Raw genomic sequence first — 14,230 nt, forward strand, 5'->3', positions numbered from 1 at the left:
CAGTGTGCCTACTCACCGCGGTACGCGCGAGCCTGGATTTCGTAAAGTTCGTGGTAGAGCCCTCCTTCCTCGATGAGTTCGGCGTGCGTGCCCTGCTCGATCAGCCGCCCCTTCTCCAGCACCAGGATCCGGTCCGCGGAGCGGATGTTGGCCAGCCGGTGGGTCACCAGGATCGTCGTGCGCCTGCTCGCGTGCCGCAGCCCGGCGAAGACCCGGGCCTCGGCCTTCGCGTCGAGCGCGGCCGTCGGCTCGTCGGCGACCAGGACGGCGGCGTCCCGGTAGATCCCCCGGGCGATGCCCATCCGCTGCCATTGCCCGCCCGAGAGGTCCTGCCCGTCGTCGAACTTCTTGGACAGCACCGTCTTCTCCTTGGCGGGCAAGGATTCGATCACCTCGTCGGCGCCGGAAGAGGTGATCGCGTCCTGCCAGGCGACGCGGTCCGGGTCGTCGCGGCCGAGCCTGCCGACGGTCACGTTGTGCTCCGCGGTCATCGGCCATTCGGCGGGATCCTGGGCGATCACCGCGATGTTCGCGTGTACCGACTCGTGATCGGCGCCCGCGAGATCGACGTCGTCCCAGTACACCTTTCCTTCGGAAGGCGGATAGAGCCCGGTGAGCAGTTTGCCCAGCGTGGTCTTGCCCGACCCGTTCTCCCCGACGAGGGCGATCACCTCGCCGCGCCGGATGGTCAAGGAAACGTCGCGCAGAGCCGGGGTTTCCTGGCCGGGATAGGTGAACCCGACGTTCTCCAGCCGGATCTCCCCGGGGTCTTCAGGAGCGGCGACCCCACCCTTCACCGGGCCGCGTTCGGCGGATTCCACGAGCAGCCGGTGGAAGAACGCGATGTAGAAGGACTCCTCGTACAAGGAGTTCACCGCGTGCATCGTGATGGACAGCGAGTTCGACGCCGTCCGCATGGCGAGCGCGGCCGTCCCGGCGAGGGCGAGTTCCATCTGCCCGCTGTAGAGGAGGAGACCGAGCACCAGATACGCGATCGCGGTACCCACCCCGGCCGCCGCGCGCCCGGTCAGCCGGACCATGTTGCTGCGATGCGCGAGCCGGACCTCTTCGCGCATCAGGCTTTCCGTGATCCGCCGGTACTCCTGGAGCAACGGCTCCTGGAGGGTGAGGGCGTGTCGTTCGAGGGCGAACTGGCGCCACGTGGCGACCTCTTCGACGATCCCCTTCCGGATGTTGCGGCCGACGGTGTCGAGATAATGCCGGTAGTTCAGGCGCGCGACCTTCGCCGCCGCCCAGCCGTCGGCGACCGCGGCGAGCAGCAGCACCGGCGCGAGCCACGGGTTGAGCAGACCCGCCGCCACCAGCGCGGCGACCAGCGAGATCAGCGCCGACGTCAGATCCGCGAGCCAGCGCAGGCTCATCTCGATCGACCGGACCCCGTATCGCGCGCCCTGCCTGGCCAGCTCCCGGAAATCGGCGTCCTCGAAGGCCAGCAGCCGCACCCGGACCATCGCCGCGGTGACCTCGTCACCCGCCGACGTCACGACCCGCGGCCGGAGCGCGCCCTCGACCGCGGCCACCGCCGTGTCGAGCAACGCGCGCAAGGCGTACGTGCCGACGACGACCACCAGCGCGGGCAGCGATTGCAGGACGCGTTCCGGCGTCGGCCCGCTCTCCAGCAACGCGATGAACACGTTCGCCGTCGCCAGCAGGCCGAACGCCGTGACACAGCCGGAAAGCAGATGGACGACGCCGGCGAGCAGGGTCAGCCGCGGCGAGGTCCGCCAGGCCAGCCGCAGCACGATCGCCACGGCGGACGGGAGCGTGCGGATGGCCTTGACCATCCCCGCTTGGGCCACGGTCTCGTCGACCGCGGCCCACTCGGGCATCTTGAGGTTCTCGACCCCGATCAGGGGCACGGTCGCTTCGGGCACTCCTCCTTCTCTACGCGCACCCACCGACATTTCCGAGAGCCGAAGAGGTGCGGTGTGGCATGGGCCGGGTGGGTCGTGAGTGGCGTTTCGGGTTCTAACCCGAAACGCCACTCACGACCACAGCGACCCACTCGGTCCCGGCGCCCTTCCACACACCTTCGCCTTGGGCTACTCTCTCGCTAGAGCGATCTATCAAATCGCAAGGGGGCGAACATGGAAGCTCTTCGAACCGGCGGACTCACCGCGCTACGCCTGATCCTGGCCTTCACCCTGCTGACCACCACGTTGCACTACGCGCACAACGTGATCAGGGCTGCCGACTATCCGCAGATCGAGGGAATCCCGGTGGCGGTCGCCGCCACCCTGGTCGCCGTCGCGTACGTCGTCTTCACCGCGTTCGGTCTCGCCGGCTACCGCGACTACCTGCGCGGACGCTACTGGCGGGCGCTCGCGTTCCTGATGGTCTACTCGCTCTCCGGCCTCGCGAGCCTCGGGCATTTCCTGGTCGCCGTGCCGCAGATCCCGGCCTTCTGGTTCGCCACGATCTACACCGACACCGCCTCGGCGCTCGCGTTGTGGGTCTTCGTGACCTGGGCGGCGACGAAGCTCAACCGCGTGCCCGCGGTGGTCAGTTCCCATACGTGATGCGGTGGGGCGCGGCGACTCGGAGACGCGGCGCAAGGCATGCGGGACGAAGGTGTCCTTCGTCGCGATGTGGGTCTCGTCGGCTTCGTGGCGCCCTGTCGTCGGTCATCCGCAAGGGCGCCGACCGGGTGCGTTTCCGCGACCTGCTCCGTGACCAACTTTCTACATAACATTGACGCTGATCAGTGCAATGTAGACAATCGGAAGGGTGACGCGGACCACATCGGTGACGTTCGAACGTTATCCCAGCGGCTACCGGCACTGGAAACTGACCACCGACGGCGACGTCGCGTGGCTCGAACTCGATGTCGATCCCGACGGCGGCCTCGTCCCGGGTTACGAGCTCAAGCTCAACTCGTACGACCTCGGCGTGGACATCGAGTTGTACGACGCCACGCAGCGGCTGCGGTTCGAACATCCCGAGGTCCGCGTGGTCATCGTGACCAGCGCGAAGGACAACGTCTTCTGCGCCGGCGCGAACATCCGCATGCTGGCGGCGTCGTCGCACGAGTGGAAGGTGAACTTCTGCAAATTCACCAATGAGACCCGCAACGCCATGGAGGACGCCGCCGCGTATTCGGGCCAGCTCTACGTCGCGGCGGTCAACGGCACCTGCGCCGGCGGCGGCTACGAGATCGCGCTCGCCTGCGAAAAGATCCTCCTGGTCGACGACAACTCCTCGACCGTCGCGCTGCCGGAGGTGCCGCTTCTCGGCGTCCTCCCCGGAACCGGCGGGCTCACCCGGGTGGTCGACAAACGCGGCGTACGGCGGGATCTCGCCGACGTCTTCGCCACACGCCCCGACGGAGTGAAAGGGCGGACCGCCGTCGACTGGCGGCTCGTCGACGAACTCGTGCCGCGTCAGGGATTCCGCGAAGCCGTGCTGGCCAGGGCGAAGGAGTTCGCACAGACGAGCGAACGGCTCGACGGCGAAGGTGTCGAGCTGAAGCCGCTCAAGCATCGTTATGTCGACATCGCCCGGACCGCGACCGAAGCGACGATCACCGTCAAAGGCCCGGAGGACGACGACGGCTGGCTGCTGGACGTCACGCGCGAGCTGGATGATGCGATCCTCCGGCTCCGCACCAACGAACCCGAACTCGGCACGTGGGTGCTCCGCACGGAAGGCGATCCGGCGAAGGTCCTCGAACACGAACGCGCCGTGTTCGACGCGAAAGACTGTCTGAGCAACGAAATCGTCCACTACTTCAAGCGGACGCTGAAGCGGCTGGACGTCACCAGCCGCAGCCTGATCGCCCTCGTCGAGCCGGGTAGCTGCTACGCCGGGCTCCTGCTGGAACTCGCGCTCGCCGCCGACCGGCAGTACATCTTGGACGGTCCGCCGATCGACGACGAAGACAGTGAAGAACGAGCGGCGATCACGTTGTCCGAAGCCAACTTCGGCCGCTTCCCGATGGGCAACGGCTTGACTCGCCTCGAATCCCGCTTCTTCGGGGACCCGGACCACGTCACCAGGCTCGCGGAGGTGCGCGGCAAGGCGCTGAGCCCGGCGGAAGTGAACGAACTCGGCCTCGTCACCGACGCCCCGGACGACCTCGACTGGGAGGACGAGATCCGGATCGCGCTGGAAGGACGGGCCTCGCTCAGCCCCGACGCGTTGACCGGAATGGAGGCCAATCACCGGTTCGTCGGGCCCGAAACCCTGGAAAGCAAGATCTTCGGCAGGCTCGCCGCCTGGCAGAACTGGATCTTCACTCGTCCGAACGCATCCGGTCCCGAGGGTGCGTTGCGTCGCTACGGTACTGGTCAGAAGGCCGTCTTCGACAGGAAGCGGGTTTGAACAGCGCATGCCCACCAAGATCGATTACGACGCCAAGATCCCCAACAACGTCGACCTCTCCGGTGATCGCCGTCTTCAGCGGGCGCTGGAGGGTTGGCAGCCGAAGTTCCTGGACTGGTGGGGCGAAATGGGCCCCACACTGCGGACGCAGGGGGTCTACCTGCGCACCGCGGTGAGTGTCGGCCGGGACGGCTGGGCGCATTTCGACCACGTCAACGTGCCCGACTACCGGTGGGGGATCTTCCTCGCGGAGCCCGACCCCGACCGCGTCATCGGTTTCGGCGAGCACAAGGGCGAGCCCGCCTGGCAGCAGGTTCCCGGCGAATACCGCGCCGACCTGCAGCGGCTCATCGTAATCCAGGGCGACACCGAACCCGCTTCGGTCGAGCAGCAGAAACTCCTGGGTCTCACCGCGCCGAGCCTCTACGACCTGCGGAATCTTTTCCAGGTCAATGTCGAAGAAGGCCGCCATCTGTGGGCGATGGTGTACCTGCTGCACGCCTACTTCGGTCGCGAAGGCCGGGACGAGGCGGAAGGATTGCTGCTCCGGAATTCCGGAAGTCCGGACGCCCCGCGGATCCTCGGCGCCTTCAACGAGGAGACCGCGGATTGGCTCGCGTTCTACATGTTCACCTATTTCACCGATCGTGATGGCAAATATCAGCTCGGCACCCTCAAGGAAAGCGGCTTCGACCCGCTTTCCCGCACTTGTGAATTCATGCTCAAGGAAGAGGCGCACCACATGTTCGTCGGCACCACGGGGGTCGACCGGGTGGTCACCCGCAGTGCCGAACTGATCCGCGAACACGACACCTTCGACATCGGCGGGTACGGCGGCATCCCGCTGGACGTCATCCAGCGGTACCTCAACTTCCACTACACCGTCTCGCTCGACCTCTTCGGCGGGGAGACCTCGACCAACGCGGCGAACTACTACACCGCCGGGCTGAAAGGCCGCTGGCAGGAGCCCCGCCGCAAGGACGACCACAAGCTCACCGACGCCGCCGGATCGCTGTCGCGGCCGAAAGCCGACGGCACCTGGGAGACCGAGGAACACGCGGCGATCCTGCTGCTGAACCTCGACCTGCGGGAGGAGTACCGCGCCGACTGCCAGACCGGGGTCAACCGCTGGAACAAGATCCTGGACGAGGCGGGCGTCGACTTCCGATTCGTCCTCCCGCACCCTGGATTCAATCGCGAAGTCGGCATAAACTCCGGCCACCATGTGACGCCCGACGGCACCGTTGTCGACGAGCGGACGTGGCTGGCCGGCAAACGCAAGTGGCTGCCCACTCCCGAAGACCTGACTTTCGTCCGATCGCTGATGCACCCGGTGTACGAGCGAGGAAAGATCGCGAGCTGGGTGGCGCCGCCACGCCAGGGCATCAATGGGAAACCGTTCGACTACGAATACGTTTACCTGAGCTGAGCGATAGAGGTGCGCCCGTGACCGCTGCTGCTACCGGGTTCAACGCGGCGAGCTACCTGCTCGACCGGCATCTGGCGGAAGGGCGGGGTGCGAAGGACGCGGTCGTTTCCCCGAGGCGAAGTCTCACGTACGCGGGGTTGGCGGCCGAAACCCGGCGGGTCGCGGCAGGGCTGAAGGCGATCGGCGTCCGCCCGGAGGAGCGGGTCCTGTTCTGCATGGCCGACGACGTCGAACTGCTCACCGGCATCCTCGGCGCGATGCTGGCCGGAGCGGTCGCGGTACCGGTGTCCACCATGGTCACCGGGCTGGACCTCGGAAAGATGCTCGCCGATTCGCGGGCCAGGGTGCTGTGCGTCTCGGGCGAGTTCGCGTCGCAGGCGACGGTCGCGCTGGGGCTGGCGCCGGAGGTCACCGACGTCGTGCTGGACCGGGCGAAGGCGGCCGATCTGCCGTCCGGGATCCGCACGCACCAGTGGGGCGATCTGTCCACAGTGGACGACGTCGGTTTCGAGCCGGCGCCGACCTGGGAGGACTCGCCCGCGCTCTGGCTGTACACCTCGGGGACGACGGGCAAGCCGAAGGGCGCGATGCACCGGCACGCGGGTATCCGCGCGGTCTGCGAGACGTACGCGCGCGGCGTGCTGGACATCGGGCCGAACGACCGGTTCCTCTCCGTTCCGAAGCTGTTCTTCGCCTACGGCTTGGGGAATTCGGCGTTCTTCCCGCTCGCGGCCGGCGGGACGGCACTGCTCGAACCGGCGAGGCCGACCCCGGGACTGATCGCCGCCAGAGCGCGCGCGGAGCGGCCGACGTTGTTCTTCGCCGTCCCGACGTTCTACGCGGCGCTGCTCGCCAGCGACATCCCCGACGACACGTTCGCCTCGGTGCGCCAAGCGGTTTCGGCGGGCGAACCGCTGCCCGCCGTGCTGTACGAACGGTTTCGCGATCGGTTCGGTGTCGAGATCCTCGACGGGATCGGCTCGACCGAGGCGTTGCACATCTTCCTGTCCAACCGGCCGCGTCAGGTCCGTCCCGGCAGTACCGGGACGCCGGTGCCGGGTTACGAGATCGCGCTGCGCGACGAAAACGGCGATCCGGTGCCGGACGGGCAACCCGGTGAGCTGTTCGTCGCCGGGCCGTCGATCGCGACCGGGTATTGGGCCCGGTACGAGACGACGAAGCAGGTCTTCCAGGGCGAATGGCTGCGGACGGGCGACAGTTTCGTGCGCGACGCCGATGGCAGCTACACCTGTTTGGGGCGCTTCAACGACATGCTGAAACCGGGTGGGATCTGGGTTTCGCCCACCGAGGTCGAGGACCGGCTGCGGCAACATCCGGCCGTCGCCGAGGTCGCGGTGGTCGCCGCCTTCGACGCCGACGGCATCGAGAAACCGGTCGCGTGCGTGGTCGGCGTGCCGGGGCACCGGCTCGACCCGGACGAGCTGATCGAGTTCTGCCGGGCGGGCCTGGCGTCGTTCAAACGGCCGCGGGGCATCGTCGAGCTGGGCGAACTGCCGAAGACGGCGACCGGGAAGATCCGGCGCAACGTCATCCGGGAACTGGTGCGGGACATGTACGAGGTCCGGGCCCCCGCCCCGCCGCATTTAGTCCTCTGAATGCGGTCCTTGCACACGCAAGTACCGCATTCAGAGGACTAAACGCGGGGCGTCAGGAGCCGTTGACGGTGCGCAGGGTGCGCATGGCTTCGGCGAGCGCGTGCGCGTCGTCACCGAGCGGAGTCAGGACGATGCGCCGCAGGATCTCCGCGCACGCCTCCCGCGCCTTCTCCGCGACGTCGAGACCGTGCTCGGTGAGCGCGGCGAACGTGACCCGGCGGTCGTCCGGGCTGGGCACCCGGCAGATCAGGTCCGCGGCGACCAGCCGGTCCGCGACCTTGGTGAACCCGCCGCTGGACAACGCCGCCTCGACGGCCAGCCGCGTCATCGGCATCCGGTGCTCGGGAGAGCGCACGAGCCGCAGCAGGATGTCGAACGACGCCGGTGCCAGGCCGAACCGTTCGGCGATCTCGCCCATCAGCTTGTTCTGCGTGGCCAGGTAGCCCTCGATCACCAGGCCCCACCACGTGACCACTTCGTCGTCTTGCGGTTCCTCGGTTGTCACGCGGGCGAGAGTACACCAAGAACTCTTCCAGGAATATATCTTGCGCGCGAGAGGTTATCGGGCTAGCGTGATTCCACCGGCTCCAGAGGAGGGCACCATGTCGATCAAGACTTCGGGCCTGCACCACGTCACCGCCATCGGTGGCGACCCCCAGCGCAACGCGGACTTCTACACCCGGGCCCTCGGCCTGCGGCTGGTGAAGACCACCGTGAACTTCGACGACCCCGGCACCTACCACCTCTACTACGGCGACGGGTCCGGCAAACCCGGTTCGCTGATGACGTTCTTCCCGTGGAAGGACGCGCCGAAGGGCCGTCACGGCACCGGCCAGGCGACCACGACGTCGTTCTCCGTGCCCGAGGCCTCGCTCGGCTGGTGGAAGCAGCACCTCGCCGCGAGCGGCGTCGAGACGAGCCAGATCCGCAACTCCGACGGCGAGGAGACGCTCACCTTCGCCGACCCGGACGGCCTCAAGCTCGCGCTCGTCGCGCATCCGCAGGGCGACCCGCGTGACCCGTGGGACACGAAGCTCGTGCCCGCCGAGCACGCGATCCGCGGCCTGCACTCCGTCACGCTGTCGGTGTCCAAAGAGGACGCGACCGCCGGGATGCTGACCGACGGCCTCGGCCTGTCCTTCGAACACCAGGAGAGCAACCGTCTTCGGTTCTCCGCCGGTGAGGGCGGCCCCGGCGCGCTCGTCGACGTCCTCGTGACCCCCGACGCCCCGCGCGGGCTGGTGGCGGCGGGCACCGTGCACCACGTCGCCTGGCGCGCGCCGGACGAAGAGACCCAGGCCGCCTGGCGCGACGAGCTCATCGACGACGGCGTGAACGTGACGTCCATTTTGGACCGTCAGTACTTCCGCTCGATCTACTTCCGCGAGCCGGGCGGCACCCTGCTCGAGGTCGCGACCGACGAACCCGGTTTCGCGATCGACGAGCCGCTGCTCGAACTCGGCCGCGCGCTGAAACTCCCGCCGTGGCTGGAGCCCAAGCGCGAGGACATCGAGGCCATGCTGCCGAAGCTGGACCTCCCGAGCGAGAACAACCCGCGATGAGCACCTTGGAGCACAAGTACGTCGAGGGCGCGGCCGACGAGCCGGTGCTGCTGCTCCTGCACGGCACCGGCGGCGGGCCGGACGACCTCGTACCGCTCGCCCGGCAGCTGAGCCCGGCGTCGGCGCTGCTCGCGCCGGCCGGGCCGGTGTCGGAACACGGTGCGGCGCGCTGGTTCCGGCGGCTGGCCGAGGGCGTCTTCGACCACGAGGACGTCGTCTTCCGCGCGAACCAGCTGGCCGATTTCGTCCTCGCCTCGCGCGAGGAATACGGCCTCGGCGACCGGCGGCTCGTGGCCATCGGGTTCTCCAACGGCGCCAACATCGCCGCCGCGGTGACCCTGCTCCGCCCGGACGCCATCCGCGAGTCCGCGCTGTTCGCGGCGATGTCACCGCTTCCGGAGCCGCCACGCGAAGACCTGTCCGGCACCAGGGTCTTCCTGTCGAACGGCGAGCACGATCCGATGGCGCCGCTGGGTTCGGCCGAGACACTCGTCCGTGACCTGCGCGAACGCGGCGCGGACGTGGTCGCCCACCGGCATCCCGGCGGGCACCAGGTCACCGGCAACGGTTTGGTAGCGGCCGCCGGGTGGCTCAACCCGTAACGGGGAGAGCAAAGCACGCGAACGTAAAATCGTCCGATGACTAACGGGGACCTCGTCCGCGCCCAGGCCCTGCTCGACAGGGTCCTCCTCGCGGACGGGCACAACGATCTGCCATGGGAACTGCGGGTCACGACCGGGCCGGATCCGGTCGAGGCCGTGGCGGGCACGGATCTCACGGTCCGTCAGCCGCATCTCCACACCGACTTCCCGAAGCTCGCCGAGGGCAGGCTCGGGATGCAGTTTTGGTCCGTCTACGTGCCTTGCCAGTTCGAGGGGCACAGCGCGGTGACGGCGGTCCTCGAACAGATCGAGATCGTGCACCAGATGGCCGAGCGATACCCCGATCGCCTGGCCCTCGTGGACACCGCCGACCAGGCCGAGGCCGCCTTCCGCGACGGCAAGATCGCTTCGCTGCTGGGTGCCGAGGGCGGCCACAGCATCGCCGAATCCCTTGGCGTGCTGAGGATCCTGCGCCGTCTCGGCGTCCGCTACATGACGCTGACGCACAACTACAACACCACCTGGGCCGACTCCGGCACCGACGAACCCGAGCACGGCGGGCTCACCGAATTCGGTCGCGACGTCGTCCGCGAGATGAACGAGATCGGCATGCTCGTCGACCTCTCGCACGTCGCGCCGAGCACCATGCGCGCCGCGCTGGAGGTCAGCTCCGCGCCGGTGATCTTCAGCCACTCCTCCTGCACCGCGGTCAACGACCACCCCCGCAACATCCCCGACGACGTGCTGGAAACGCTGGCGGCCAAGGACGGCGTCGCGATGGTGACGTTCGTGCCGGGCTTCATCTCGCCGAAGGTCGCCGAGTGGGACGACCAGTTGCGCCTGGACATGGAGGCCGCGGGTAAGGACTACCGCGACATCGACCAGCGCACGAAGTTCACCGCGGAACGAGGCGGGCCGGAGAAGCCGAAGGCGGGTATCGACGACGTCGTCGCGCACATCGAGCACGCGCGTGAAGTGGCCGGTGTCGACCACATCGGCCTCGGCGGTGACTACGACGGAGTCGCGACGCTGCCTGAAGGCCTCGAAGACGTTTCCAAGTACCCGGTGCTGTTCGCCGCGCTGCTGGAACGCGGCTGGAGCGAAGAAGACTGCGCGAAGCTGGCCGGGAAGAACACCTTGCGCGTGCTGCGCGCGGCGGACGAGGTCACCCGTTCGGACGCTTGAGAGCGCGATCCAGCCCGCTTCGGCGGACACTGTCCTGCATGACGCAGCCGGAGGAAGGCGCCGCCGAGGTTCCCGTCCGTCCGCCCGAGACCGCGGGCGGCGCACGACACAGCGGAAAGTTCGAGGCCGGCCCGAAACTCAAACGGACGCGGGTGAGCGGCACCTGGATCGCCGTCATCGTGGCGCTGATCGTGCTGGTGTTCCTGCTCGTGTTCATCCTGCAGAACCAGGACACGGCCACCGTCCACTTCCTCGGCATGTCCGGCAGCATGCCGCTGGCGGTCGCGATGCTGTTCTCGGTGATCGCCGGCGGCGCGCTGGTCGCGCTCGTCGGCGGCGCCCGGATCCTGCAGTTGCGCAAGCAGGCCAAGAAGTCCCGGCATCAGCTGCGCTGAGCGACGCCGGCCCGGAACTCGCTGGGGTTGACGCCCCGTACGCGTTTGAACGCCGCGCTGAACCCGAAGGCGTCGGAGTAGCCGACGGTGCGCGCGACGTCCGAGACGGTCGCGGACGCGTTGCCGGTCAGCAGATCCGCCGCGAGCGTCATCCGCCAGCGGGTGAGGTAGGTCAACGGCGGTTCGCCGACCAGTTCGGCGAACCGTTTGGCCAGCGTCGACCGCGAGACCCCGGCCCGGGCGGCCAGCGAGCCGACCGTCCACGGTGCCGCCGGCTCCGCGTGCAGGAGGCGCAGCGCGTCGCCCACCACCGGATCCCGCTGGGCCGCCCACCACGCCGGAGGCTCACCGCCCGGCCGGTCGAACCACTCGCGCAGGGAACAGACCAGCATCCAGTCGAGCAGCCGGTCGAGGACGACCTGCTGACCCGGCGCGTCGATGGCGACCTCCGCGGCGAGGTGTTCCAGGACCGGGTCGCCCGCGCCCCCGGCGTCCACCCGCAGCACGACGGGCAGCGCGTCCAGCAGCGGGCGGCCGATCTCGCCGCGCACCGGGTACGCGCCGACGATCAAGGTCGTCTCGCCGCCGGGGTCGTCGACCCAGCCGAGCCGGTGCCGGGTCCCGCCCTGTTCGGGCGTCGCGCAGTGCTCGCCGCACGCGAGCGGCTCGGCCGAAGTGCCGACTTCGTCGACGAAGGTGAACGTCGCGGGCCCGCGCACGATGACCGACTCGCCCGCGCAAAGCGGCTCGGGAGGACCGTCCTCCGGCACGATCCAACCCGCCCCGGTGAGCACGGCGCACAGGGTCAGCGGCGCGCCGTCCACGAAGTGCAGTGCCCAGGGCGGGGACAGCGTCGTGCTGCCGAACAACGAACCGTGGGACCGCACGCCGCGGATCAGGTCACTGAACACGTCCACGCGGCCGAGGTTAGACGAATGGACAGGTGATCCGGCCTTTCACCTATGGGCACGTCCGAGCTCGCCGGATTGAATCGAGTTCATGCTGACCTCCGACGACCTCGAATTCCTCCGCCGCCCCCTGCACGGATTCCTGACCGTGGCCGGCGGCCCGGTCCGGCCGGTGTGGTTCGAGGCCACCGCCGACGGCGCCATCCAGCTGTTCACGCCCCGTGAGTCGCCCAAGGTGCGACGCCTGAAGGACGACCCTCGGGCGTCGATCATCGTGGCCGCGCCGGTCGGCGAGCGCGAGCGCTGGGTCTCCGTCTCGGGCCCCGCCACGGTGGAACCCGACGGGGCGCACGATCTGGCCGCCCGGCTCGCGGAGCGCTACTGGGACCTCGAAGACCCGGCCCACGCGGGCGAGCTCGCCGGGATCCAGACCCTCGACCTCATGCGGCTCGTCATCCGGCCGGAGAAGGTGAGCCGTTACCTGATGTGATGATCGAGGTCATCCCGAGCACGGCGGCGCAAACGTTTTCGTCGCCCTCGGCGGAGACGCGGGCGCGGTCCGCCGGGTTCCGGGTGCACAGCCGCCAGAAGGTGTCCGCGTCCGTCGTCACCGAGGCCAGCGGCGCCCGTGACGTCGGCGCGGAGCGGTCGAGTTTCCAGCCGTCCGCGGTCCGCCGTGCCGTCCACTTCCCGCCACCCTGGCCGGTGACGGTGTAGGCGACCTGCCTGCCGACGCGGGCGTCGATGTCACGCAGGGTGTGCGGCAACGCCCGCATGAAGGTGTCGACCACCGGCCCGCGGAAGTCCGGATCGTCCAGCGGCCGTGCGCCGACGGCCTCGCGGATCTGCTGCTGGTGCACCCAGAACTCGGTGTACTCACGGGCGACGTCGAGCCACACCGGCGCGGGCTCGTCCCCGGCCCAGCTCACCGGATCGCCGAGGGCGTCGAGGTCGGCGCGGCCGAACATCTCGGCGATCTGCGAGGTGCTGTCCACCAGCATCGCGAACAGCACTTCGGGCGACAGCCGGCGGCACGCGACCACCCATTCGTCGTTGATCCGGTCGATGAAGTCTCCGAACCGCTCGCCCTCCCGGGGCGCCGTCGTCCGGTAATCGTCGCGATCGCGGGACAGCCTGCCGAGTTTGTCGCCCAGGATGTGGGCCGCGAGGTCGTGCACGGTCCAGCCCGTGCACACCGTCGGCGCGGCCCATCGGTCCGCGTCCAATCCGGTCAGGACGTCCAGCAAGGCCTGCTCCTCCCGCGCGAACAACGGGAGGACGTCGATCGGCGGACCCCAGCGCGTGAAGCTCATGGTGACCATCCAAACACCCAGGTCCATCACATTTTCGGCCATTCGGCCTACTCGCAGGTAGCATCAGCGCGAACGCGAGGGGAGTGCCCGTGAGCAACGATCGACCCGCCGGTGAAGACCTGGCCGCTTTCGCCAAACGAGCGGGACAGCTGGCGGGCTGGGCCGCGCGCACGGGCTTCGAGTTCACCCGCAAACTCCCCGGCGTCGAGATCGCCGAACAGATCGTCAAACAAGGTGAGCGGCAGCTGCTCTCGGAGCTGCGCCGCCGTCTCGACGAGGTCGACGACCCGTACCACGCCGCGCTCACCGCCGCGTCCGCGATGAACCGGCCCGACACCAACGGCTCCCGGCCGGTCGAGGCCACCATCACCCTCGTGCACACCCGTGCCCAGCTCGAACCGCTCCGCGCGGCGATGGCCGAACTGCTCAACCACTCGATCGGCTTCGGCCGCGAGCGGGCACGCGAATACCTCTACGCGATCATCCTGCGGCAGCTCACACCGGACGAGGCCCGCATCCTTTCCGCGCTCTCCGACGGCTCGCCGTTCCCCGCCGTCGACGTCGCCGAGCGCACGAGCCTCGGCGCGGCCGGGCGGTTCGTGCTGCGCAACGCCTCCACCGTCGGCAAGGCGGCCGGGGTGTCGCTGCCGGACCAGGTGCCCGGCTACCTCACCAGGCTGATCGGGCTCGGCCTGGTCGAGCTGGACGAAGAGGTGCCCGCGCTGGAGACGCAGTACGAGATCCTGTTGACCGACGAGACCGTCCGCGAGGCGGAGAAATCGGTGAAGCGGGCCAAGTTCGTCAAACGTACGGTCCATATCTCCCGGCTCGGCGCCCAGTTCTGGCAGGCCTGCGACCCGAGCGCCGGTTGACCCCGGC

14 protein-coding genes are annotated in these 14,230 nt (G+C 68.7%); 10 read left to right on the plus strand and 4 right to left on the minus strand.

Annotated features, from left to right (window positions below; all coding sequences use genetic code 11):
- Positions 1-8 precede the first annotated feature (8 nt).
- The gene (locus ED92_RS09740; RefSeq protein ID WP_037335460.1) at positions 9-1,895 is read right to left on the minus strand and encodes an ABC transporter ATP-binding protein; all 1,887 of its coding nucleotides are present in this window, start codon (positions 1,893-1,895) and stop codon (positions 9-11) included.
- Positions 1,896-2,108: 213 nt separating this feature from the next.
- On the opposite strand from ED92_RS09740, the gene ED92_RS09745 reads away from it, so the two are divergent.
- The 4 genes from ED92_RS09745 to ED92_RS09760 all read left to right on the plus strand — a co-directional run bounded on the left by ED92_RS09745 (position 2,109) and on the right by ED92_RS09760 (position 7,386).
- Entirely contained in the window at positions 2,109-2,540 is a 432-nt protein-coding gene (locus ED92_RS09745) for a hypothetical protein (protein ID WP_152610846.1), read from the plus strand.
- Between the two features lie 208 nt (positions 2,541-2,748).
- Positions 2,749-4,341, plus strand: coding sequence for a 2,3-epoxybenzoyl-CoA dihydrolase (gene boxC / locus ED92_RS09750; protein ID WP_037335461.1), 1,593 nt, complete (start codon positions 2,749-2,751; stop codon positions 4,339-4,341).
- A 7-nt stretch (positions 4,342-4,348) separates the two neighbouring features.
- Entirely contained in the window at positions 4,349-5,770 is a 1,422-nt protein-coding gene (gene boxB / locus ED92_RS09755) for a benzoyl-CoA 2,3-epoxidase subunit BoxB (protein ID WP_037335463.1), read from the plus strand.
- A gap of 17 nt (positions 5,771-5,787) precedes the next feature.
- A complete protein-coding gene (locus tag ED92_RS09760; protein WP_037335465.1) occupies positions 5,788-7,386 on the plus strand; it encodes a benzoate-CoA ligase family protein in 1,599 nt (532 codons plus the stop codon).
- 52 nt (positions 7,387-7,438) lie between these two features.
- Here ED92_RS09760 and ED92_RS09765 read toward each other — a convergent pair whose 3' ends face one another.
- A complete protein-coding gene (locus ED92_RS09765) occupies positions 7,439-7,891 on the minus strand; it encodes a MarR family winged helix-turn-helix transcriptional regulator (protein ID WP_037335467.1) in 453 nt (150 codons plus the stop codon).
- Positions 7,892-7,988: 97 nt separating this feature from the next.
- Between ED92_RS09765 and ED92_RS09770 the strand changes: the two genes are divergently transcribed.
- Genes ED92_RS09770 through ED92_RS09785 form a run of 4 tightly spaced genes read left to right on the plus strand, consistent with a single transcriptional unit; the run spans position 7,989 to position 11,130 of the window.
- Positions 7,989-8,948 carry a ring-cleaving dioxygenase gene (locus ED92_RS09770; protein ID WP_037335469.1) on the plus strand — a complete coding sequence of 320 codons (960 nt, stop codon included), beginning with the start codon at positions 7,989-7,991 and terminating at the stop codon, positions 8,946-8,948.
- Positions 8,945-9,550, plus strand: coding sequence for an alpha/beta hydrolase (locus ED92_RS09775; RefSeq protein ID WP_037335471.1), 606 nt, complete (start codon positions 8,945-8,947; stop codon positions 9,548-9,550). Before ED92_RS09770 ends, ED92_RS09775 begins: the two co-directional genes overlap by 4 nt.
- A 36-nt stretch (positions 9,551-9,586) precedes the next feature.
- On the plus strand, positions 9,587-10,735 hold the full coding sequence (locus ED92_RS09780; RefSeq protein WP_037335472.1) for a dipeptidase: 1,149 nt from the start codon (positions 9,587-9,589) through the stop codon (positions 10,733-10,735).
- Between the two features lie 38 nt (positions 10,736-10,773).
- Entirely contained in the window at positions 10,774-11,130 is a 357-nt protein-coding gene (locus tag ED92_RS09785; RefSeq protein WP_037335474.1) for a lipopolysaccharide assembly LapA domain-containing protein, read from the plus strand.
- On the opposite strand, the gene ED92_RS09790 is transcribed toward ED92_RS09785, so the two are convergent.
- Positions 11,118-12,047, minus strand: coding sequence for an AraC family transcriptional regulator (locus ED92_RS09790; RefSeq protein ID WP_037335476.1), 930 nt, complete (start codon positions 12,045-12,047; stop codon positions 11,118-11,120). The two genes, ED92_RS09785 and ED92_RS09790, sit on opposite strands and share 13 nt — an antisense overlap.
- Before the next feature lie 82 nt (positions 12,048-12,129).
- Here ED92_RS09790 and ED92_RS09795 point away from each other — a divergent pair, with 82 nt between their 5' ends.
- Positions 12,130-12,528 carry a pyridoxamine 5'-phosphate oxidase family protein gene (locus tag ED92_RS09795; RefSeq protein WP_037335478.1) on the plus strand — a complete coding sequence of 133 codons (399 nt, stop codon included), beginning with the start codon at positions 12,130-12,132 and terminating at the stop codon, positions 12,526-12,528.
- Here the strand turns inward: ED92_RS09795 and ED92_RS09800 are convergent.
- The gene (locus tag ED92_RS09800; RefSeq protein ID WP_235213225.1) at positions 12,491-13,360 is read right to left on the minus strand and encodes a maleylpyruvate isomerase family mycothiol-dependent enzyme; all 870 of its coding nucleotides are present in this window, start codon (positions 13,358-13,360) and stop codon (positions 12,491-12,493) included. The genes ED92_RS09795 and ED92_RS09800 overlap by 38 nt on opposite strands.
- 80 nt (positions 13,361-13,440) lie before the next feature.
- Here ED92_RS09800 and ED92_RS09805 point away from each other — a divergent pair, with 80 nt between their 5' ends.
- The gene (locus ED92_RS09805) at positions 13,441-14,223 is read left to right on the plus strand and encodes an Abi-alpha family protein (protein WP_016337650.1); all 783 of its coding nucleotides are present in this window, start codon (positions 13,441-13,443) and stop codon (positions 14,221-14,223) included.
- The last annotated feature ends 7 nt before the right edge of the window (positions 14,224-14,230 follow it).

It is taken from the genome of Amycolatopsis sp. MJM2582, from assembly GCF_000754115.1.
Lineage (GTDB): Bacteria > Actinomycetota > Actinomycetes > Mycobacteriales > Pseudonocardiaceae > Amycolatopsis > Amycolatopsis japonica.